Origin of the sequence: Psychrobacillus sp. FSL W7-1457 (genome assembly GCF_038593405.1) — a bacterium.
Taxonomy (GTDB): Bacteria; Bacillota; Bacilli; order Bacillales_A; family Planococcaceae; genus Psychrobacillus.
Window position 1 is genome coordinate 751,135 of the sequence record NZ_CP151993.1, and the last position, 23,658, is coordinate 774,792.

Below are 23,658 nucleotides of genomic sequence, written 5' to 3' on the forward strand. Positions count from 1 at the left end.
ATGAAAAAGTTAGAGATAGCGGTCATTCCGGGAGATGGAATAGGAAAAGAAGTAGTACCTGAAGCTTTAAGAGTACTAGATGCAATCGCAAAGGTTCATGGAGGCTTAACGTTCAACTATACTCATTATCCTTGGAGTTCTCAGTATTATGTTGAGCATGGCAAAATGATGGCGGATGATGGGTTAGATTTGCTAAGTCAAAGCGATGCAATTTTTTTAGGAGCTGTAGGAGACCCTTCTCTCGTAAAGGATCATATTTCCTTAGGCGGCCTCTTGTTAAAAATTCGAAGAGAATTTGAACAAGTCATTAATATTCGTCCTGCTAAGCATATTAAGGGAATAGTTTCTCCATTAAGCCATCCACGAGATTTCGATATTATGATTGTTAGAGAAAATAGTGAAGGTGAATATAGTAGTAGCGGCGGTCGAATCCATCAAGGAATAGATGAAATAGTAGTTCAGAACTCCGTTTTTACTAAAAAAGCTGTTTTACAGGTTATGGAATATGCTTTTGAGCTAGCTACAAAGAGAAATGGTCATTTAACTAGTGCAACTAAATCGAATGGAATCGCTCACTCTATGCCGTTTTGGGATGACGTATTAGCGGAGGTTTCTCAAAACTATAAGGATATTCCAACTAAAAGTGAGCATATAGATGCCCTTTCCGCTTTTTTCATTACAAGACCTCACACTTTGGATGTAGTCGTGGCTAGTAATCTCTTTGGAGATATTTTAAGTGATATTGGAGCAGCCATTATGGGAAGCATCGGAATTGCACCTTCTGGCAATATAAATTTAAATGGCAAATACCCTTCCATGTTTGAGCCCGTTCATGGCTCGGCTCCTGATATTTATGGAAAAGGAATAGCAAATCCGGTTGGGCAAATTTGGACAGCCAAAATGATGCTAGATCACTTTGGAGAAACTGAAATGGGAACTATCTTATTAGAGGCGATTGAACATACTTTACAGTCAGGCATCAAGACTTCTGATATTGGAGGGAACCATAGTACAACTGAGGTGACAGATGCTATTATTGCAAAAATTGAAGGCGTGAATTCCTAAAAGGCTGACATAAATACTCCTAAGAAAGGGGAAATCTATGAATCGTGCACGCTCCTATTTATTTGTGCCTGGAAGTAACAAGGAAGTAATTAGAAAAGCCATTCATTCAAAAGCTGACTCTGTGATTCTAGATTTAGAGGATGCGGTAGCGGTAAAGGAAAAAGATAGTGCAAGAGAAATAGTTAAAGAAGCATTGATTAAGTTTAGGGATGAAAAAGAATTGATTGTAAGAATCAATGACTTGGATACCCCTTTTTGGGAGAAAGATTTAATATGCGCATTATCGAATGGGGCTGCAGGTATTATGGTCCCCAAATCAGAAAGCTGCGAGGGCATGAGGGCTGTTTGTGAGATCGCTCGAGAATATTCAACCAATCAATTAAAGCCAGTTCAAGTAATTCCATTAATAGAAACCGCAAAAGGAATACAGTTTGCCTATTCTATTGCGACATCAGATGAGTTAATTGTGCGAATGGCTTTTGGTTCTATCGATTTTTCATTAGATATCGATTGTGAGCTTACAACGAATGGATTGGAGTTATTATTCGCTCGTTCCCAGCTTATCATTGCTTCCAGAGCTGCGGGCATTGGAGCTCCTATAGATACTGTCTATCCTAAGCTAGATAATGAAGCAGGTTTGGAAATGGAAGCGAAACTTGCCAAACAACTTGGCTTTAAAGGGAAATTAATCATTCATCCTAAGCAAATAGAAGCCGTCCACCAAACCTTTTCCGCTTCTCAAAAAGAAATCGATCAAGCATTAGCTGTCGTGGAAGCATTTGAAAATGCAGAACAAAACGGTATAGCATCGATAATGGTAAATAGTCAATTTGTAGATTATCCAGTGTACAAGAAAGCTAAAAATATAGTAATAGATTCCGAATTAAATATTCGGAATATTAAAATAAAAAACAAAGGATGATTTGATATGAAAATAACAAATATAGAAGTTAAGACTGTGCCAATTAGTAGTCCAATTAGAAATGCTTATATTGATTTTAGTAAAATGACAGCATCTGCATTAGCCATCACAACAGATGTGGTAAGAGATGGAAAGCCAGTCGTTGGTTATGGATTTAACTCGAATGGCCGATATGCGCCTACAAGTCTATTACTTGAACGATTTATTCCTAGATTACTTGAGGCAGAGTCGAAAGATATTTTAACAGATGATGGGACTAACCTTGATCCACATAAAATACATGCCATCATTATGGCAAATGAAAAACCGGGGGGACACGGAGAAAGAACGGTTGCGGTTGGAGTAATAGACATGGCTGTATGGGATGCAGTGTCCAAAATAGAAGGAAAGCCTTTATACCAGCTTCTTGCAGAACGATATGGGAATGGTCAGGTAGACGAAAAGGTATACATTTATGCAGCTGGAGGCTACTATTTCCCAGACAAAGGCTTAACGGAACTCCAGGATGAAATGAAGGGTTATCTTGAGCTCGGCTATAAGGATGTGAAAATGAAGGTTGGCGGTGCTTCTTTAAGTGAAGATATAAAGCGTATCGAAGCAGTTCTAGAGATTTTACCTTCAGGAAGTGGACTGATGGTCGATGCAAATGGTCGCTTTGACTTAGACTATGCTATTGAATTTGGAGAGAAGATTAAAGACTATGAATTGATCTGGTATGAAGAAGCGGGAGACCCTCTGGACTTTCATCTGCAGGCTGAACTGTCCAAGAGATATCCACATGCCATCGCAACTGGGGAAAATATTTTTTCCTTACAGGATGCAACCAACTTAATCCGATATGCAGGCATGAACCCGGAGAAAGACTTTCTTCAATTTGATTGTGCGCTTAGCTATGGATTAGTAGAATATCTACGCATTTTAGAAATGTTGAATGAACACGGCTGGTCCTCTAGACGTTGTATACCTCATGGAGGTCATCAGATGTCACTGAACATAGCTGCGGGATTAGCACTTCATGGGAATGAATCATACCCAGGCGTATTTCAGCCATTTGGTGGATTTGCCGATAACTATGCCGTTGAAGACGGATATGTAAGGCTTCCGGACATTCCAGGCATTGGTTTTGAAGCAAAATCAGATTTGTATAGCTTGCTATCATCCATCGGGAAATAAAAGGTTATATCAAAGAGAAGGAAGGCGAGAAGTTGTCTAATAAACTGGAGTTTGATCATAAAACGGCCGCTGAGTATGACAAAGGGATAAGACGAAATCTCCCTACATACGATCCAATGCTTCGGCTATCGCAAACTTTTCTACGGGCAAACTTAAAAGAGGAAGCCTCTCTCCTAGTAGTTGGAGGTGGAGGAGGTAACGAGCTAAATGCTTTTGGACCTAGCAATGCAGAATGGAAGTTTACCGTTGTAGATCCATCAACGGCGATGCTTGAGGTGGCGAAGATGAAGGTAGAGCAACTGGAGATGAATAATCGGGTTGATTTCTTCAATGGAACAATTGAGATAGTTCCTCCTGATGATACGTTTGATGCAGCAACGTGTATCTTAGTTCTTCATTTCGTACCGGACGTAAAGGATAAGCTGGCACTCTTAAAACAAATTAGAGCTCACTTGAAACCGGGAAGCCCTTTTATACTCGTTAGTAAATATGGAGATCCGAATTCGTTAGAGTTTAAAGAACTGGTTAACCTTTGGAAAAATTACTGGCTAGATACGACGAACTTGTCAGAAGAGAAAGTAGAAGAGTTAATGAACGCAACATTAACCGAATCATCTATCTCTGAAGAAGAAATTCGAAACTTACTTTCTGAAGCTGGTTTTCACCGAATTGCAAACTTTTTCAAGACGAATCATTTTGGTGGTTGGATCTGTCATGCTTTATAAATTGAGAAGAAGTCTTGTTTTAAAAGAGAACTATAAAAACTATGCAGCTCTTGCACTAGCCCTAGTAAGTTTTTTTATCATATTTCTATCGTTACCAGATACATTCTCGTACTCAGCTAAAATCATGACCGGCATTATTACGTCAGGAATTATCTTATGGGCTTTAGAGCCTATTCCTATGGGGCTTACAGGTCTAATTATCTTATTGCTTATGCTTGTTCTCAAAGTAGCAGATACATCCGTTATATTTAGTGGCTTTGCTTCGCCGGCTACTTATTTGATTGTTGCTGGAATGATGCTAGCTACGGCTGTCAATGAAACTTCGCTGATTAGAAGGCTGACCTACAAGATTTTAATAAGATGGGGAAGCCATGCGAAGGGCTTATTAGGAAGTATCATTATCATTCAGCAAATCCAAGCATTTTTTATTCCAACTACTGCGGTTCGAACGGCCTTAATAATGCCAGTTTCCAAAATGATTATTGAAATTGTAAATGCAAAGCCAGGAAGTAACTTAAGGAAAATGATTATGCTAGGAGTCGCCTATGGAGGGGTAATTAGCGGAACTGCAGTCATGACTGCTGCAATCGGCAATATATTAACGGTGGAGATTCTTAATCGTTTTGCAGGAGTGAACATCACGTATTTCCAGTGGTTCCTTTATACGTTTCCGTTATGGCTCATACTAATTCCTTCTATATGGATTCTTCTATTAAAGGTATTTCCTTTACCAAAAGAACAGCAAAGCTTCCCTATGATTCAAGGCGAAATGAAAAAGAGACTAGAAGAATTAGGACCGGTCAATAAAAAAGAGATCAACTGTCTCATCATCTTAATTTTAATCGTTAGTTTATGGTTAACGGAACCGTTCCATGGCATGCATCCGAGCATTCCCGCTTTACTGGGTGTTGTTCTATTGACCCTGCCTCAAGTAGGAATTGCCTCTTGGGAAAAGGTGATTCAAATTAATTACAATACCGTATTGCTATTGAGTGTAACTTTATCAATGGGGTATGTGTTTGTCGACTCTGGTGCGGCGGATATAATTAGTGACTATTTGAGTGTAGATTGGTTTACGAACATTATTCAATATCCTTTATTGGCGGTATTGGTAGTTAGTGTGATGGCACAATTGTTCCATAAAATGATATCCAATGTTTCCACAGCAGTAGTGATCTTGGTTCCTATTATAATCAGCGTTGCTCTAAATGCAGGGCTAGACCCATTAACAATTGGCTTCGCAACTGGTTTATCCTGTGTCTTCGGTTATATGTTAGTTGTAGAATCGATGTCTAATGTAATCGCTCATAGCAGCGGAATGATTTCACAAAAAGACTTTTTAAAGCCTGGATTGTACGCAACTATTATAACCATTATCGCTACAGTCTTGGTTGCAGCGACGTGGTGGAAGTGGATTGGTTTAGTTTAAAATGTGAGGAGGAATGTAGATGTTGCCTTTACAAGATATTACCGTAGTATCGTTAGAGCAGGCCGTGGCAGCACCCTTTGCTACCAGACAATTAGCAGATCTAGGGGCCAGAGTGATCAAAGTGGAGAGACCGGGAATGGGCGATTTTGCACGTAACTATGACGACACAGTCAACGGTATGTCGAGTCACTTTGTATGGATCAACCGATCTAAAGAATCTTTGGCTCTTGATTTGAAACAAGAAGAAGCAAAAAATGTTTTAGAAAAACTACTTTCTAAAGCTGATGTATTCATTCACAATTTAGCACCTGGTGCGGTAGATCGACTCGGTTTTAGTGCCGCAGAGCTTAAAGAAAAGTTTCCTCAGCTCATAATTTGCAGCATCTCCGGATATGGTAGTGACGGCCCATATATGAACAAAAAAGCATACGATTTGTTAATCCAATGTGAAGCAGGACTTGTGTCCGTAACAGGTACAGAAGATTCTCCATCTAAATCAGGAATATCAATTGCCGATATTGCGGCAGGAATGTACGCATATACTGGCATCCTAACAGCTATAATTGCTCGTTACAAAACGGGAAAAGGAGCAGTTTTAGAAGTATCGATGCTAGAGGCATTAGCAGAATGGATGGGCTATCCGATGTACTATGCTGGCTATGGGGAAAGTGAACCTAAACGAACAGGTGCCAGCCATGCAACTATTTATCCTTACGGCCCATTCAAGGCAGGCAACGATAAACTAGTGTTCATGGGCATCCAAAACGAACGAGAGTGGATCCATTTTTGCTCAAAGGTCCTAGGCAATCCTGACCTAGCAATAGATCCTCGCTTTAACAACAATTCAAATCGCGTGGCCAATAAAGACTCATTGAAAATAATCATTGAAGAAGTTTTTCAAAAGATGGATCCCAACCAAGTCATCCGATTGTTAGAAGCAGAAAAAATAGCAAACGCACGCCTAAATACCGTAAACGATTTAATAGATCATCCTCAGCTAGAAGCACGTAATCGCTGGAGAGAGGTGGAATCACCAGTCGGGAAACTCAAAGCCTTGTTACCACCCGTTACCTTTGACGAGATAGAATCCGTCATGAACCCTATACCTAACATCGGGGAGCATACAAAAGAGATTCTGAAGGAGTTAGGATACAGCGAGAGGGAGATTGTGTCGCTAGGGGTTTGAGGTTGGGGAGTTGGAGTGAGTGAGTTGTGTGTGTGTTGTGTGTGTCCCTGTGTCAGACACAATTCTCGCACAATTCGTTTGGAGAAATTGTTTGTGTCCCTGTGTCATACACAATTCGTTTGCAGAAGCAGCTGGGGTGATACCTGGCTGCTTTTTTTTTGATGGGGAAATTGTGTCTGTCCCTGTGTCAGACACAATTTGCATACAATTCGCTTCGTCCTTGGTGACCGCTTGCATATTTGATATCGATTTGATCACGGCTAGTAGAGATTTATCACCGATAGATGAATTTTTCCCTTTGTAGCATAAAGCAAAGTAGTTCAAAGTGTGGCATGAAGAGAGTGGGCATGCATGTAACAAGGTGGAAAACGTAAAGTGTTGCGCGAAAGTGATTAAGTGTTGCAGAAACAGATCAAAGTGTTGCGGGAAACTGTGCAAGTGTTGCGCAAAAAATCGGAAGTGTTGCACGAATGAAAAGTGTTGCGCAAAAGTGTTTGAGTGTTGCAGAAATCGATTAAAGTCTCGCGGGAAAATATGAGTTGTGTGTCCCTGTGTCACACACAACTCCCACACAATTCAATTCAACCTAAAAAGTAGCCAGTAACCACTGTGGCTGCTTTTTTTATTTACAGTCATATTAACGTCATGTCATTAAATATCATTATACGTTACTATAAAAACATATAATTCAGAAAAATCAGTAGAAGGGGGATTTCTATGAACGAAGGGGCAAAGATTGGGGTTGCTGGTAACGCGAAGGCTGGGAGAAAGAGTATTTTTAGCTATTTGGGGCCAGCATTAATTACTTCGGCTCTGGTTCTCGGGCCAGGGAGTGTGACATTGTCTTCTAAGATTGGTGCTATTTATGGGGCACAGCTGGTTTGGACGTTGGTGTTAGCGGTTGTGCTGATGATGGTGTATACCGAGATGAGCACGCGGATTGGAATTGCAGCTAAGGGGAGTTTCATTGGTGTGATGAAGGAAAAATGGGGATTCTGGTCTGGGCTGTTGATTGGGATTGGTGCATTTTTGGTTACAGCTTCGTTTCAGGCAGGGAATGCAATTGGGACTGGGATCGCTATTTCAACGGTAACTAATATGGATCCGACCATTTGGATTGTCGTGTTTACACTAATTTCCATAGGGCTTTTATTTGCGAAGCAGTTTTATCAGATTTTAGAGAAACTGATGCTTGTACTAGTGGTGCTGATGCTATTGGCATTTCTAATTACAGTGATTGTTGTGAAGCCTTCTATTAGTGCCATATTTCAAGGGTTTGTTCCTGTTATTCCGGATGGAAGTATGGGATTAATTATCGCTTTGTTTGCTACTAGCTTTTCGATAGTTGGGGCGCTATATCAGTCTTATTTGGTTAAGGAAAAAGGCTGGACTTTGACGGATGCTGCTAGTGGGAAGAGGGAGTCTTTCTTAGGCATTTTTCTTCTTGGATTTATTTCCTTCCTCATCATGATCACAGCAGCCACGATCCTCAAACCACAAGGGCTGGTTGTGAATGATGCATCGGAAATGGGCTTAGCGCTCGAGCCTTTGTTTGGTAGCTGGTCGACGGTTGTGTTTATGCTTGGGCTGTTTGGGGCTTCGTTTTCGTCATTGATGGGGAATGCGACGATTGGTGGCTCGCTGCTTGCGGATGGATTTGGGGTAGGGAATAACCTTTCTAATATGAAGGTGAAGCTTTTCATTATATTAGTGATTTTATTTGGCTCGGTTATTGGAATTGTGTTTGGTTCTGCACCGCTCAATTTAATCGTTTTTGCGCAGGCGGTTACGATATTTGTTGTTCCGTTTATTGCGATTGCTATTTTAGTCGTAGCGAATGACAAGCGAGTGATGGGGGAGCTGAAAAACAAATGGCTTAGCAATTCACTCGGCATAATAGGGTTACTTGTATTAATTTATCTGGCATATAACAACGCAAACAATATCTTTTTTTCTTAAAAAGGAATGGGGGAAATTATGAAAACAGTTGAAGAGTTAGAGAATTTGATGACGCAGCCATCTGCTGCATTGATCGATGACATGGTGAAGCTAGACGGGAATATTATGATTTTAGGTATTGGTGGGAAGATGGGACCGACGCTTGCTGTGATGGCGAAGCGTGCGATTGATGAGGCCGGCTTGGATAAAAAGGTGATTGGTGTGTCGCGTTTTTCAAATGGCACGCTGCAGGCGGAGCTGGAAAGTGCAGGGGTTGAAACGATTGCCTGTGATCTATTAAACGAGGACGAACTAAAGAAGCTGCCTGTTGAAAAGAACATCATTTACATGGCTGGCAATAAATTCGGGACGACTGGCAACGAGCATTTCACATGGGCGATGAACACCTATCTGCCTGGTCGAGTTGCAGAGCATTTTAAGGGCTCTAATATTGTGTCATTCTCTACGGGAAATGTGTACCCGCTAGTGCCTGTGATTGGGAGCGGCTGCGATGAGAACCACCAGGTTGCTCCGGTTGGAGAGTATGGTCAGTCCTCTTTAGGAAGAGAGCGTGTGTTTACATATTTCTCAGAAAGAGACAATACGCCGCTTGCCATTTTCCGTTTGAATTACGCAATCGATATGCGTTACGGGGTTTTGTTGGAGATTGCAAAGTCTGTATTCAATGAAACACCGCTAGACCTTTCGATGGGGCATGTTAATGTGATTTGGCAAGGGGATGCGAATGAGTACGCGATTCGATCCTTGCTTCACACGAGCACGCCTCCGACGATTATCAATGTGACTGGACCAGAGACGCTTTCCGTTCGCTGGGTTGCAAATGAGTTTGGCCGCTTGTTCGATAAGAAGCCTGTTTTTGAGGGGGCAGAACAGGAAAATGCACTCCTTAACAATGCGAGCAAGGCACACCAGCTGTTTGGCTATCCAAGAGTATCAGTTCGTGAAATGATTGAGTGGATTGCAGAATGGGTGGCGAATGACGGGGAAACGATTAACAAGCCGACCCACTTCCAGGAGAGGAAGGGTGAGTTTTAAATGAAGGATGAATTAAAACAACATCTACATGACGGAGCGTTCATACCTGCTCATCCTCTTGCCATCACACAAGACAAAAAGCTCGATGAAGAGGCACAACGTCGTTTAACTCGATATTACTTGGAGGCAGGAGTTGGCGGGGTCGCGGTTGGCGTGCATACCACACAATTTGAGATTCGAGATCCTCAGTTTGATTTGTATGAAACGGTATTAAAGCTTGCGATGGAGGAAATCAACAACGCAAAGCTGAATCGTCCATTCCTTAAAATCGCGGGTGCTTGTGGTAAAACAGAGCAGGCGGTTAAAGAGGCAGAAATCGCTAAAAGTTTTGGCTATGATATGGTACTATTAAGTAACGGTGGATTAAATGAATATTCCGAAAAAGAACTAATTGAACGTACGAAAGAGGTCGCTGCTATTATTCCAGTGTTCGGCTTTTATCTGCAGCCAGCGGTAGGTGGACGGGTATTTAGCTATGAATTTTGGGAGCAGTTCGCTGCAATCGACAATGTATTCGGCATTAAAATGGCTCCATTTGACCGTTATTTAACGTTAGATGTGATTCGCGCAGTGAACGCCTCTCCGAGAAGAGACGAGATTGCGCTTTATACGGGCAATGATGACAACATCGTAGTGGATTTGTTCACCAATTATAATGACAAGCAAATCGTTGGCGGCTTGCTAGGGCACTGGTCTGTGTGGACACACAAGGCAGTGGAGCTTTTTGAGCAAATAAAAGAAGCAAGGGCACAGGGTCAGATTGATCCAAAGTGGTTCAGCATTGCCCAGCACGTCACGGATGCCAATGCAGCATTCTTTGATTCGAGAAACGACTTTAAGGGAAGTATTGCGGGTATCAATGAAGTGCTCAGAAGACAGGGGCTTATGCAAGGGAACTGGTGCCTAATGGATCACGAGGTATTGAGTGAGGGCCAGCTAGAGGAAATCGATCGTGTGTACTACGCGTATCCAGAGCTGAACGACGATGCATTTGTAAAGGCTTTTTTGGAAAAGGAAAGTGTAGTAAACGGTTAAGCAATGGAGGCACATCGATTAGGTGTGTCTTTTCTTCTATTTCAAAGGAGGGAGAGGTATGGAGACAAACATAAAGGTGGGAGTTATAGGGCCGCAATGGATTCGCGAGACGATGGTTAGATGCTTTGGACTTTTTCCGAATATCCAACCAATTTTCCGTTTATCCGATGAAATAAAAGATGCAAAGAAGCTGACAACTGAGCTATTGGACAAGGTGGATTGCTTGTTTTATTCGGGAAGAATCCCTTATTTAGTTGCAAAGGACGAAATACCGATAGAGACACCAGCCTTCTATATTCCGCTGAAGGGAGCAGGACTCTATCAGTCTTTGTACAAGCTAAAGAGCAAGCAAAATTTCATGAATATTAGTCTGGACGGCATACAAGACAACTACATGGAGCTTATTAAAAGCAATTTAGAGGAAACCTTTTCGTATCAAAATTTCCAAGAAATTGTCTATATGGAAAACAAAGATGACGTGGTGAATTTCCATCTACGGAATGTAGAGGAGATACCTAATACGGTTGTCATTACTAGTCTCAAGCTAGTTAGTGAGCAGCTATCCGAGATGAATATTATAAACGAATGGCTAAAGCCTACGGACCAGGATATTATTGTGGCAATTGAACGAATGCTGCTCGCAACCAATCAACGAAAGCAAAAAGAGATGCAAATAATAGTAGGTCGAATCTTTATCGAAAATTCCTGTGATGCGAGTGAATTTATGTCCGAGCAGCAGGTACATACTCGAAATCATGCCATACACCGTATGCTTCTTCAATTTGCCGACCAAATAAATGGTTATCTGATAGCGCTTAGCAGTAGTGAGTATGTATTTATCACAAATCGAGGTATTTTCGAGCGGATTACAGAGGGCTATAAATACTTGCCAATTGTCGATGAGATGAAGAAAAAGCTAGAGGTGTCTTTATCAATAGGAGTCGGCTTCGGGTTTTCAGCGCTCGAGGCAGGATCGCATGCAAGGGTGGCACTCATTCAGGCACAGGAGCATGGAGGGGGCTGCTGCTTTATCGTTCGCGAGGATCGCAGCGTCTTTGGACCAATCGATTTGATTGTCCCGATGAAATATCCACTCACAGTGACAGATCAGCTGTTAATAAGTAAAGCGGAGCATATCGGCATGAGTGCAGCAAACATCCAAAAGACAATGGCCGTCATCAAGCGAAAGAAGGAAAATGAATTCACAGCGCATGAGCTTTCTTCTATTTTAGGTATTACACCAAGAAGCGCCCACAGAATAATCCAATCGTGGCTGGATGCCGAGCTCATCAAAATTATCGGGATGGAGAAAATTTCAAAGCGCGGTAGGCCAAGACAAGTATTCGCACTCGTAACAACCGAAAGCTAGGAGGGACTCTATGAAAATAGGATTGGTAGGACTAGACACTTCACATAGTGAAATATTCACCAGATTACTAAATAACCAAGATGATCCACATCATATACAAGGTGCAACCATCACCCATGTTATCCCAACATTCTCGGAGGATTTAGCAATTAGCTCAAGCAGATTTACTGACTTCTATCAAATTGTCATCAAGAAATACGGTGTAGCAGAGGTAGATACAGTTGAGGAATTAATGGGTGAGGTAGACGCCGTCATTATAGGGACAGTCGATGGGCGCAATCATCTAGACTGGTTCAAGGAAATTGTGCCCTATGGTAAGCCGGTGTTTATCGATAAGCCAGTCGTCATGAGCAGTAAGGAAATGGCAGAGGTGATTAGGTTAAGTAAAGAACACGCGACACCTGTCATGAGTTCTTCTGCTTTACGTTTTTCGGAGTCCGTTATGGCGGTCAAAGGGTCAGTAGACTGGAGCAGTGGCTATTTCTACGGACCAACCCCCATGCAGGAGCAGCTAACCGGATACTTCTGGTACGGTATCCACCTAGTCGAAATGGCGGTCACTCTTTTCGGGACAGGCGTGGAAAAGGTGGGGGTCGAGCAAAAGGCTGATTGCCACCATGTTCATCTAACCTACAAGGATGGTCGACATCTCATCATTCGAGGAGAAACCGAATGGCACAGCCGTTTCGGAGCAGTCCTGCACTCTTCGGATGATGTACAAACATTGAAGCTATGGGAAGAAGAGAAACCTTTTTATGCTGGACTGGTTGAGCATATGGTAACGTTTTTTGAAACAGGGGTGGGTGCTGTTTCGTTAGAGGAGACAGCTGAGATTGTACGGATTATTGAGGAGATTAATAAGGGGTTGTAGAGATGATGAAACCATTCGAGCTTGGGCTTGGGTGGTTTTTTTGTGAGGTTTAAATACTAGGAGGTTAATTTAAAAGCATATAATATTTATTCTTTTGTGTTTATTGTTCGGGTTTTTAAATAAAAAAAGTTTGAATTTTATAAGAAAAATGGTATTCTTACGATTATTCCGAATGATATAATAATAAAGTTGTAATAAATGAACTTTAACAAGGGGGAGAAAATTTGTTTAGTGGGAAAAGGATTGTAGCAAGTTTTTTAGTTGTGGTTTTATTATTAGGGAATGGAATGTTTCTAAAACAACTTCCTGTACATGCAGAAGAAAAGGATATTAATATTACCCTTCTTGCAACTTCAGATATTCATGGGCGATTTATGCCGTGGGATTATGCTATAGATGGTCCGAATGTAAGCGGGAGTCTTACGCAGCTATATACCATTATTAAGCAAGTGCGAGCAGAGAATCCAAACACCATTTTATTGGATAATGGGGATTTAATACAGGACAATTCTGCAGAGCTATTCAATGATCAACCATTATCTCCTATGACTCAAGCGATTAATGCGATGGGCTATGAGGCATGGACTTTTGGTAACCATGAATTTAACTTTGGTTTAGATGTGTTAGACAAGGTTTCTAGTCAATTCAAAGGGCCTAAACTAGCAGGTAATGTATACAAGGAAAATGGGGAACGTTTTTTACCTGCTTATACGATTATCGAACGTGATGGAGTAAAGGTTGGAATCATAGGAATGGTCACTCCATTAATAACACAGTATGAAAAGGGTACGGATCATCTAAAGGGTCTAGTCGTCAAGGATCCTGTAGAGGAAACGAAAAAAGCAGTGAAAGAGCTAGAAGGTAAAGTAGATGTAATGATTGGTCTTTTACATATGGGTCTTGAAAATGAAAACGGTAATCCTGGTACAGGCGTAATGGACATTGCAAATGCAGTGCCAGAGCTAGCTGGTATTTTTGCTGGGCATAACCATGTACTGATTAACGATGAAAATGTAAATGGCGTTGTAATTACCGAGCCAGCTAAATATGGTACACATATTTCAAGAATTGATTTAACCTTCTCCAAGGATGGCGAAAAGTTAACATTAAAGGATAAGGGTGCTTCCACAATTCCAGTGAAAGCGGCAGACGGAACTACTGTTAAGTCGGATGAAGAGCTGGAAAAATTATTGCAGCCTTACCATGAGTTCGCGCGAGCAGACGCAAATGTAGTGGTCGCACAATTAAAAGGGACAAACCTTGTTCCTCCTAATGAAATAGAGGGTATCCCAGCAGTACAAGTCCAAGAAACACCTTTGTCGGACTTTTTCCATGAGGTGATGCTTCATTATAGTAATGCAGATGTGGTAGCTCATCAGATAGATAATGACAATGCTTCTTTAAATGTTGGACCTATCAAGAAAAAAGACATTGCTTACAACTATCAGTTTGCTGGTGGAGAAGTTTCTGTCTATGAAGTAACAGGAAAAGATTTAAAGGATTATATGGAATGGGCAGTTGGCTATTTCAATAGTACGCGTGATGGAGACGTGACAGTAAGCTTTGATAAAACTCGCCGTGCTTCCAAATACAGTACAAATGACTTCTTCGGTAATGTTAAATACGATATCGACTTATCCGAGGCACCAGGAAAACGTATTAAAAACCTTAAAAAGCTAGACGGAACTCCGATTAAAGCAGAGGATCACTTAACTTTAGGGATGAATGCATATAGAATGGACTTTCTTCTATCTAAAGGACAAGCGTTAGAAGGGCGTAAGTTTAATATGACCTGGTCCTCCAAGGATGAAAGTGCCTATGGTGAAACTGGTGGTACCATTCGCAATCTTGCCATTAGATATTTAAAGGACGAGATGAAAGGCGAATATAAACCAACCATTCAAAGCAACTGGAAAATCGTCGGTGTAGATACAAAATCTCCAGCACGTAAAGCAGTTGTAGAACTAGTCAATAAAGGAATTCTAACTGTACCTACAACGGAAGATGGAAAGTACACGAATATCGCATCCATCAATTTAAAGGATGCAATTACACAGCAGGAAATAAAAGAGCTATCAACAAAAGCTAAAGTGGACTCCGCACAATTTGCAAAAGTAAAAACAACAGGTGAATTCTATTTAGCTTTAGCGAAAGCATTGAATAAACCAGAACCACCAAAGGATAAAGATAAACCAGTTAAACCAGCTAAACCAGTAAAGCCAACACCTCAAGATAATAAAAAACCAGCTGTAACTAAGCCAGAAGCACCAAAAGGAAAGGTAACAGCTTACCATTTAAATGTCCGCGCTCAACCAGTAAACAGCGGAAAAGTGCTAGGAACCATTGCTAAAAACAAAGAAGTAGAAGTACTTGGCAATGAAAAAGGCTGGTATGTCATTTCCTATAAAGGTAAAAAAGGATACGTGTACAGTCGATATATTGACTTACTAAAATAATTGATCTAACACTCATTCGGAAATCCCGGATGAGTGTTTTTAATATGGGACGGTAGAACCTTGCAGAGATGGGAGTGAACCTTGCAGAAATGGACGAAAACCTTGCAGAAATGGACGAAAACCTTGCAGAGACGGGAAAGAACCTTGCAGAGACGGGAAAGAACCTTGCAGAGACGAGAGTGAACCTTGCGGAGATGAAAGAGAACCTTGCGCAGACGAGAGTGAACCTTGCAGAGACGGCAGAACCTTGCAGAGACGGGAGAGAACCTTGCGGAAACGGGAGAGAACCTTGCAGAGACGGGAGAAAACCTTGCGGAGACGGGAGAAAACCTTGCGGAAACGGGAGAACCTTGCGGAGACGGAAGAGAACTTTGCACAAATAAGAGAAAACCTAGCGAAAAGAACCCCTCCACACAAAAAGCCCCCATGCCATCAACCGGGGCACAGGGGCTAACCTAAACAAATCTACTTCATCGATAAATCCAAAACGAATTCCATCTCTCTCAAAGGCTATCTACAAGGTAGGGACTTCACTGTCCATATATTGTTGTAGCTGTTGCTGATATTTATGAATTCGGTTGGAAGTACTAGCTATTGGATTCATAAGATATGCGTCATTTAGTAGGTTGTTGTAGTTTGGATATTTGTATTCGGGCTGCTTAAGGGTATTGGTTATATCGATCTTACTAGCCATACAAATATTCACATATACGATCTTGGCGAAATGCTCTTCAAAATAGAATGACTTTCGTAAAAAGGTAGCTTCATTAGCCTCGAACAAGTCGTCCAGGATAATATTTAATTTCTCTCGAGCCACTATAGCTTCATTCATACTCATAGCCCATTCATTAGAATATGTTTCAGTTAAAAGCTCTAAGAAAAACTCGGCTCTTGCACGGTTAAAGGAAACAAATCCTCTCCACATAATATCTTCCGCTGAACTTTCCAAAGCATGGTCAAAGGCTTGCTGGGATTCCCCCAAGTACATAATAGCTATCTGCCTGGATTCAGAATTGATTCCACTTATATTTTCTCGAATTTCCTCTAAACTTGTGATTTCTAATAAATCCTTTGTAGAAAGGTTTAGTTCTTTCGAAATTATATCCATTGCCTTTTGGCGATAGTAGAGCCCTAAGTAATTGTTATAAATAGTTTTAGAGACAGGGTTTTTTAATAGACTTCCTCTTATCTCTAAAATAGAAGCTGGAATGTTATTGTTTTCGGTATTTACTAGCTTTTGATATTTCATTACATATTTTAAGAGCTGTATAGTTTCTTCAACTAATAAAAGATTTCCTGTGCTTATTGACATTAAAGACTTTAAACGTTTATCGATTAATTTCAAAATCTCATCCATTTTCTTCGCATTTTCTTTATGATTTGCATTGGAATCAGTGAACAAGGAAGGAAAGAACACAATTAGATCAATAAAATATTGTAGGTTATTAGCAAACTCAATCGCAGATTTGGATTGCTTCTTATATAAAACAGTTAAATCTCCATATATTGCTTTGGATACGTCAGTAGCACTAGCTTGTGAATATTTTTTCATTAAAGATGGAATAGAGGTAACATAATCCGGGTTTTCAAGCACATTGCCTTGCATTTTATTAATGGCATTAACACTATCAATAGATACATAGGTTTTAAGTGCAAAGTGAAATGCAAGAATAGATACGACAATAGAAATTAATGTTATAGAGAAATCTACGAAGTCAGCCGTATCCTTCATTTTAGTAATGCGTATGGCACTGTATACACATACAATAGAAATAAGTAGAAAGAAGATATAAATATGTCGAAGCTGTAGTTTTATCACAAAAAATCTTCCTTTTAATGTTTTATTCCAATTATATCAGCAAATGTAAAGAGAAGTTAGTTGTTTTTGGCTATGTTGAAGGTGGATTCAAGACATAAAAAATGAGCTGGCATATTTTCGCCAAGCCCATTTTAATTTGATTTCCTTTTTACTAAAGCATCCGTATGAGTTTAAGTACTTTTTTCAAAAACTTGTAGCCTTAAGTGGTGACATCTTTTTCAATCGCCATACGCAAGTTCGAGACGATTCCAAGAATCAATAGTAACGAACAAACCATTTTTTCAAACGGGGTACCCAACAATTGTTGGAAAAACCAAAAAGACCAAAATACAACCAAAACCCAACAACAAACGATTCTTAGTCGTTTATGTTTGTATTGTGTATTTCCACCAACAAATAGTGTGAAAACTCCTCCTAAAATACAAATAACGATACTGGTAATAGATATCGGTAGCTGAGCTGCGAAGGAATCAGAGCGTCCACCATTAACCCAGGTAAATGGTATTACACTGCTTATAATTAGAACATGTAGTAAAATTGTTAAGGAATAAAAACAAATTCCCATACATACAGCCGTTTGCATATTAATTTTTCTAAGTTTTTCTAGCATAGATCAACCTCGTTTATTCCACTTTTCCGTGTTACCCGTTCATCCATTTTCTATAGGAGATTTCAAAGTGGTAGTAATTCTATATTTATTCTTTAGTGACAACATCCATGCATATAAAAAAAATAAGGTTTCGGTTTTTTTGTTCAACTTATAGGGAAACAAAAAATCCCCATGCCACATCGGCACAGGGACTAACCAAAATAAATCTACTCTACAATCTCACCATCAAAAGCTGCACGGTAAATCGCAGCGATCTCGTCTTTTCCTAACTCCAGTGGACTGCGAGCCAAAATGCGCTTCTGTTTTGTTGCGTCTTCCGTCAAGCTTTCTAAGGCACTTTCCGGGATCTCGAAGCCTTGAAGGGTAGAAGGGATTCCTACGTCTTCTACTAATCTCTTTAGCTCAGCGACGCATTTATAGGATGCTTCCTCCTGAGATAGATTAGCAGAGCTGAAGCCCATTGCTTCGTAAATATCTTTCATGCGTTTATCGCAGCTTTTGCGTATGTATCCCATAACATAAGGGAGCAGGACGGCGTTGGAATCTCCATGTGCGATATGGAACTGACCACCTAGTGGATACGCGAGTGCATGAACACCAGCAACTCCCGCATTGAAGAACGCTAACCCTGCTAAATAGCTGCCGTAGCTCATATCGGTCCGAGCTTGTTTGTCTTCACCGTTCGATACAGCGGTACGAATGGAATTGCTGATTAGACGAATGGCCTGTAAAGCTAACGCATCGGAAACAGGACTTGCATTTTTCGAGATATACGCCTCGACTGCATGAGTTAGTGCATCAACGCCAGTAGCAGCTGTAACCTTTGAAGGCAATGAAACCGTCAACGCAGGATCGACAATTGCCACGTCTGCCAATAAATAATCGTGTGTGACTACATCCTTAGTAGTCTCTAAAGATAGCACGGATATATTAGTAACTTCTGAGCCAGTACCAGACGTCGTCGGGATTAAAATGGTCGGTAATCCTTTATGCGTAATTTGCTTAGAGCCAGTTAAGTTTAAGTAATCTGCCACATTGCCTTCATGAGAGGCAATTACTCCTGCAAGCTTCGATAAATCGAGCGCACTGCCGCCGCCGACACCGATGACCATGTCAAAGGCATGCTCACGAGTATAGGAAACTAGCTTTTCTCCGATAGCTAAAGGGGGCTCAGGCACAACCTCTGTATAAATATCAACCGTGTAGCCAGCAGACTCGAGTGGCTCCGAGACTTGATTCGTCAAACCGATATCCTTTAAAAATGGATCGGTGACAATCAGTATTTTCTTTACTTTAAAGCGTTCCACTTCAGCTAGGAGATGGGATAGTGCATCCCATCCTGTGTAGCTGATTGGTGTGAACGTAATTTTTTCTGACATACTGCTCACTCCTTATTGATTATTCCAAACAACAAGCTTCGTTTCCGTCATTTCGTGGATCGCGTATTTGATACCTTCCTTACCGGTACCGCTATCCTTCACACCACCATATGGCATTTGGTCGACACGATACGTAGGAATGTCATTGATCATGACACCGCCAACCTCTAGAAGCTTAGCTGCCTTAAAGGCTGTCTTAATATCATTTGTGAAAATCCCAGCTTGTAGACCGAAGTCTGAATCGTTGATTGCTTCAATTCCTTCTTCAATAGAAGAAATGCGACTCACGCCGACAATCGGAGCAAATACCTCCTGACAAGAAACCTTGGAAATTGCATTTACATTTTTCAAAATCGTAGGCTGGAACACATCATTTTCAATCTTCCCGCCTGTAATAATTTCAGCTCCATGACCGACTGCTTCCTCCACCCATTCCAAAGCACGTTCCGATTCAGAAGTAGCGATCATTGCGGATATATCTGTAGCTGGATCGAAGGGGCTTCCAACGACAAGCTTTTTCGTCATCTCACTAAATTGTTCAATAAATTCATCAAAGATTTCATCCATCACATACGTGCGCTGTAGGGAAATACATACCTGACCTTGATTAGAGAAGGCACCCATCACACATTTTTGCACGACATTAGCAAGGTCCACATTTTTATCGATTATCAAACCTGCATTAGAGCCGAGCTCCAGTGCAACCTTTTTCAAGCCAGCCTTATTACGAATTCCTTTACCTACAGCAGGACTGCCAGTGAACGTAATCATCTTCACCTTGTCGCTTTCTACCAACGCATCGCCAACCTCACGACCACTACCAGTCACCACATTAAACGCACCTTTTGGAAGAGCCGTTTGTTCAATCAATTCTGCTAAAAATAAAGCAGAAAGTGGAGTCTGAGACGCAGGCTTCAACACGATCGTATTCCCGGCTGCAATCGCAGGTCCCACTTTATGAGCTACTAAATTTTGTGGGAAGTTGAACGGAGTGATGGCACCGATGACACCGATCGGCTCCTCGATCGTATAGCCAAATCGATCCGCGCCGTTTTTTGCAGCGTCCATTGGAATCATCTCTCCAGTTAAACGCTTCGCTTCCTCGGCAGCAAACTTATACGTTTCAATCGTACGGTCAATTTCCCCATACGCATATTTCAGTGGCTTTGCGGCCTCTAATGAAATAATTTTTGCAGCCTCTTCACGATGTACGGCGAACAGCTGAGCAATTTGCTCCAAAATAGCAGAGCGCTCGAATGCGGTTAAAGCCGCCATTTTTTCTCGTGCACCATGTGCCACTTCAATTGCTTCATCCACTTCCTCACGAGTTGCCTGAGGAATTTTCGCTATTAGCTCTTTTGTATGTGGGGAGTATAGCTCCGCATATCTTTCAGAAGTTCTCCATTCACCGTTTACATAATAGTTTTTTTCCATGTCGATCATCCTTTCATTCGTTACAGTTGTAACAATATTTTACCATGCGAGGATGCCATATATGTTTAGTCCGCCTTCTGATCCTTCATGAAGGTGTTGTCGACCTCACCTCTAAAGAAATGCTTACCGTAGATTAATAAACACAGTATGATTCCTACAGCAAACGCCCAAGCAGCACCCTTTATGCAAAGCACGGCACCAATAATACCAGCGATACCTAGGTCACGTTGACTACGTGATTCTAAAATCCCGACCTTAACACTAACATACCCTTGAATGAGTAAAGTTAAAGCTAAGGCTACTCCTAAAATTGGCTCTACTAAACTAACGATTGGTAATAAAAGTAATCCAGTGTTAGTTCCCCAACGGAATGAGCCAACTCCACCAAAGAACGAATCCATTGCTTTTCGTCCTTTTTTAAATCGTTCAACCATCACGACCTGCATAGCTGACCATAATGGACCACACATCGTTACGTCTGGACCTAAAATACTCATCGCACTATTACGAATTCCAAATATTAAGTGAGCACGACTCGGATTGTATTCGATTTTTTCATCAGGACGTGAAGCAGCCCCTTCTTCCACTAAAGCTTTCGTTTGTAGCACATCTCCGAACAACACGATATAAGCTGCTAGAACGGTAGGTAAACCAGTAAGGAACATCATCAGTGGTGGGAACCCTAAACCAAATATTGTATATTCATTCCACAGTGTGACAAAATCAGGTGTTGAAAAGCCCCATTGAAGTGTTGGCCATGGTGCTTCTCCAAAAATCGGCGCGATGACCACCGCCAAAATAATTACAGGGAATATCCCGAGCTTAGCAATCGTCCCCCAAAACGGATTTCGGTTTTGGAAAGTAGCAAAATGGTTAGAGAATAATAGATAGAAAGCTATACCGATTGCAATTGTGATCGTCCATGGGAAGGACTCAAATCTTCCTCCGATTTGGAAAACAGAGATAACAGCTGCAAAACCTGCCCCAAGGATAACCCCTGATTTAATGGCAGGTGGGATTAGCTTAACAACCTTAGATGCGAGACCGGTTGAACCGAGCAGCAAGGAAAGAATCCCTAGCGTCATCTGGAAGGCGATCAAGGCATGAACCCGTTCTGCACCTTCAGGGAACTGCTGGCAATAAAGCATAATCAGCGGTATAGCTGGAGTAATCCATCCCGGAACTGCTGGGTCACCAAGTAAATGATGTAACAAATAAAAGATTCCGTTTAATAATACGATTGCCATAGCAACCTCAAATGGCATTCCCAGCAACTCGATTAAAAGCGGAATAGCAGACAAATCCACTGCACACATGAGCAAGCCTTGCACATAATCTGGCCATTCAAAACGGTAGTGAATAAAAGGTAAGCGGATCTTAAAAGGGCCCGCTGGTATGTATGGGGATTCCTCTCCATACTTTCGGTTTTTCCATAACATAAACTAAATCTCCTCCCAATTTTTAATGTAACCCCTTACATAAAACCCCTTTTGAATACGTAACCATTTTATTGGAAAGTAAAATGGTTACGTATTCATTGCTAGAGAAAAAATAAAACAAACCTGGCTTCATTAGTTTGTTTTAAGTGCTCTCGTCGTGCTTCTTTTAAATACTTTAACAGACTCCGTAATTTGTGTGCAACTATTTTTTTTATTTTCAATCATTTCTATTAATTCCTGAATAGCTAAAAATCCTAGATTTTCCTCAGAGATGCTTCCTACAGTGGTCAGCTGAATCGACCCGTGCATACTCATATCCACGTTATCAATTCCTATAATACTCAAGTCATTTGGGATCGATAGACCGTGCTGAAAAGCTTCGTCCATCAAAAACAACGCGAGCGAATCCGAGCCCCCGCAAATAGCTGTAGGACGATCCTCTAAATTCTTCAGCTTTTCAAAAGCCAAGGCAATATCCTGTTTGGAAGTATCCGTATTAAAAATATACCTCTCAGATACATTTAGTTTAAAATCCTCCACAGCCTTCTTGTAGCCAAGATAACGATTATGGAAGGTACTAACAGACAATGGACCACCAACCCACGCAATCCTTGTATGACCCAGCTCCACCATATGCTGGACTGCTAAATAACCAGCTTGAAAATTATCGATTTCCACAAAATACTCATTGTTTTTATGCTTGCGGTTATAGGTGATAAATGGAATATTCATCCGCTTGAGCTTATCAAAAATAGGATCATCCAATAAAATACAAGACAAAATAATGCCGTCAATTTTATGCTCAAATGCAGTCGCATACGCTTCACTAAGCTTTTCATCGTTTACAAATTGTACGCTTACACGATATCCCATCTCATTGGCATAATTGACGATAGCAGTAGTACTGTCCACAAAAAATGGGTTATGTAGCGGTCCAGATAGAAGGGCAATCGACCCTGTCTTATTTTGAACCAAAGAGCGCGCATGAAGATTCGGCATATAGTTTAACTCATCAATCGCCTTCATAACTTTTTCAAGTGTGGGCTTCTTAACTAACTCCGGTGTATTTAAAACACGAGATACTGTCGTTTGGGAAACGCCCGCATGCTTTGCAACGTCTTTTGATGATACCAAGACAAAACCTCCTTTTAGGTCTATTCTATATCGTTTCTCCCAGAAAAAGAAGGATTATAAATACGCTTGTGGAAATAAAGGAAGGAGGGGAGAGGAAGAAATGTTCCAAACTATAATAGAACCAAGAGTCTCAGAAACCGATGGAGTAGGGCATATCAACAATACCACCATTCCTATTTGGCTAGAGGGTGGCAGAAACCAATTATTTACCCTCTTCAACCCAGATTTAAGCTTTCAAAACTGGAAAATGATTATCCTAAAAACAACCGTAGAATATAAAGCGCAAATCTATTACGGAAAACAAGTAGAAATCAAATGCTGGATCAAACGAATCGGCAACTCCAGCCTCGAGCTATACGAGGAAATCTGGCAGGAAGGAAAGCTAACAGTCGAAGCCACCACTATTTACGTAAATTACAATGTACAAGAGAATAAAAGCGAGGTAATTCCAGACGATATAAGAAGAGAGCTGGAGAAGCATATGTATGTGGGAGATTGAAGAAAATTGATCAGCATCAAACTCTTTAAAATCTAATTGGTGCATTCGAGCAAGCTCGCATGGCATTTCAATCTTGTTTCTTAAGGTATATTCTAGGCACTCCATTTCGAATCCATGTA

General features: G+C 41.0%; 20 protein-coding genes. 14 read left to right on the forward strand and 6 right to left on the reverse strand.

The window, feature by feature from the left end; all coding sequences use genetic code 11:
• The 13 genes from NSQ95_RS03620 (at position 1) to NSQ95_RS03680 (ending at position 15,608) form a co-directional block, all read left to right on the forward strand.
• A complete protein-coding gene (locus NSQ95_RS03620) occupies positions 1 to 1,065 on the forward strand; it encodes a tartrate dehydrogenase (protein WP_342560296.1) in 1,065 nt (354 codons plus the stop codon).
• Positions 1,066 to 1,102: 37 nt separating this feature from the next.
• Complete coding sequence (locus NSQ95_RS03625) at positions 1,103 to 1,987, forward strand: CoA ester lyase (RefSeq protein ID WP_342560297.1); 885 nt, start codon at positions 1,103 to 1,105, stop codon at positions 1,985 to 1,987.
• Positions 1,988 to 1,993: 6 nt separating this feature from the next.
• A complete protein-coding gene (locus tag NSQ95_RS03630; RefSeq protein WP_298472094.1) occupies positions 1,994 to 3,160 on the forward strand; it encodes a mandelate racemase/muconate lactonizing enzyme family protein in 1,167 nt (388 codons plus the stop codon).
• A 32-nt stretch (positions 3,161 to 3,192) separates the two neighbouring features.
• Positions 3,193 to 3,885 (forward strand): methyltransferase, encoded by a 693-nt coding sequence (locus tag NSQ95_RS03635; protein WP_342560298.1) that lies wholly within the window; start codon positions 3,193 to 3,195, stop codon positions 3,883 to 3,885.
• A complete protein-coding gene (locus NSQ95_RS03640) occupies positions 3,875 to 5,314 on the forward strand; it encodes a DASS family sodium-coupled anion symporter (RefSeq protein ID WP_169360682.1) in 1,440 nt (479 codons plus the stop codon). Before NSQ95_RS03635 ends, NSQ95_RS03640 begins: the two co-directional genes overlap by 11 nt.
• 19 nt (positions 5,315 to 5,333) lie before the next feature.
• On the forward strand, positions 5,334 to 6,500 hold the full coding sequence (locus NSQ95_RS03645) for a CaiB/BaiF CoA-transferase family protein (protein ID WP_342560299.1): 1,167 nt from the start codon (positions 5,334 to 5,336) through the stop codon (positions 6,498 to 6,500).
• 717 nt (positions 6,501 to 7,217) lie between these two features.
• Positions 7,218 to 8,459 carry an Nramp family divalent metal transporter gene (locus NSQ95_RS03650; RefSeq protein ID WP_342560300.1) on the forward strand — a complete coding sequence of 414 codons (1,242 nt, stop codon included), beginning with the start codon at positions 7,218 to 7,220 and terminating at the stop codon, positions 8,457 to 8,459.
• 18 nt (positions 8,460 to 8,477) lie between these two features.
• Positions 8,478 to 9,494 (forward strand): NAD(P)-dependent oxidoreductase, encoded by a 1,017-nt coding sequence (locus NSQ95_RS03655; RefSeq protein ID WP_342560301.1) that lies wholly within the window; start codon positions 8,478 to 8,480, stop codon positions 9,492 to 9,494.
• Positions 9,495 to 10,529 carry a dihydrodipicolinate synthase family protein gene (locus NSQ95_RS03660; RefSeq protein ID WP_342560302.1) on the forward strand — a complete coding sequence of 345 codons (1,035 nt, stop codon included), beginning with the start codon at positions 9,495 to 9,497 and terminating at the stop codon, positions 10,527 to 10,529.
• 58 nt (positions 10,530 to 10,587) lie between these two features.
• Complete coding sequence (locus tag NSQ95_RS03665; RefSeq protein ID WP_342560303.1) at positions 10,588 to 11,898, forward strand: hypothetical protein; 1,311 nt, start codon at positions 10,588 to 10,590, stop codon at positions 11,896 to 11,898.
• Positions 11,899 to 11,908: 10 nt separating this feature from the next.
• A complete protein-coding gene (locus NSQ95_RS03670; protein ID WP_342560304.1) occupies positions 11,909 to 12,769 on the forward strand; it encodes a Gfo/Idh/MocA family oxidoreductase in 861 nt (286 codons plus the stop codon).
• A 287-nt stretch (positions 12,770 to 13,056) separates the two neighbouring features.
• The gene (locus NSQ95_RS03675; RefSeq protein ID WP_342560782.1) at positions 13,057 to 15,225 is read left to right on the forward strand and encodes a 5'-nucleotidase C-terminal domain-containing protein; all 2,169 of its coding nucleotides are present in this window, start codon (positions 13,057 to 13,059) and stop codon (positions 15,223 to 15,225) included.
• A 74-nt stretch (positions 15,226 to 15,299) separates the two neighbouring features.
• The gene (locus NSQ95_RS03680; protein WP_342560305.1) at positions 15,300 to 15,608 is read left to right on the forward strand and encodes a hypothetical protein; all 309 of its coding nucleotides are present in this window, start codon (positions 15,300 to 15,302) and stop codon (positions 15,606 to 15,608) included.
• A 131-nt stretch (positions 15,609 to 15,739) separates the two neighbouring features.
• Here NSQ95_RS03680 and NSQ95_RS03685 read toward each other — a convergent pair whose 3' ends face one another.
• From NSQ95_RS03685 to NSQ95_RS03710, 6 genes are all read right to left on the reverse strand, one after another.
• On the reverse strand, positions 15,740 to 17,044 hold the full coding sequence (locus tag NSQ95_RS03685; RefSeq protein WP_342560306.1) for a hypothetical protein: 1,305 nt from the start codon (positions 17,042 to 17,044) through the stop codon (positions 15,740 to 15,742).
• Positions 17,045 to 17,243: 199 nt separating this feature from the next.
• Positions 17,244 to 17,654, reverse strand: a complete 411-nt coding sequence (locus NSQ95_RS03690; RefSeq protein ID WP_342560307.1) for a hypothetical protein — start codon at positions 17,652 to 17,654, stop codon at positions 17,244 to 17,246.
• A 206-nt stretch (positions 17,655 to 17,860) separates the two neighbouring features.
• Entirely contained in the window at positions 17,861 to 19,033 is a 1,173-nt protein-coding gene (locus tag NSQ95_RS03695; protein WP_342560308.1) for an iron-containing alcohol dehydrogenase, read from the reverse strand.
• 12 nt (positions 19,034 to 19,045) lie between these two features.
• On the reverse strand, positions 19,046 to 20,467 hold the full coding sequence (locus tag NSQ95_RS03700; RefSeq protein ID WP_342560309.1) for an aldehyde dehydrogenase family protein: 1,422 nt from the start codon (positions 20,465 to 20,467) through the stop codon (positions 19,046 to 19,048).
• Positions 20,468 to 20,532: 65 nt separating this feature from the next.
• On the reverse strand, positions 20,533 to 21,906 hold the full coding sequence (locus tag NSQ95_RS03705; RefSeq protein ID WP_251552577.1) for a DUF3360 domain-containing protein: 1,374 nt from the start codon (positions 21,904 to 21,906) through the stop codon (positions 20,533 to 20,535).
• Positions 21,907 to 22,038: 132 nt separating this feature from the next.
• Positions 22,039 to 23,040 carry a LacI family DNA-binding transcriptional regulator gene (locus tag NSQ95_RS03710; RefSeq protein WP_298472064.1) on the reverse strand — a complete coding sequence of 334 codons (1,002 nt, stop codon included), beginning with the start codon at positions 23,038 to 23,040 and terminating at the stop codon, positions 22,039 to 22,041.
• Between the two features lie 100 nt (positions 23,041 to 23,140).
• On the opposite strand from NSQ95_RS03710, the gene NSQ95_RS03715 reads away from it, so the two are divergent.
• Positions 23,141 to 23,539, forward strand: a complete 399-nt coding sequence (locus tag NSQ95_RS03715) for a thioesterase family protein (protein WP_342560310.1) — start codon at positions 23,141 to 23,143, stop codon at positions 23,537 to 23,539.
• Positions 23,540 to 23,658: the final 119 nt, after the last annotated feature.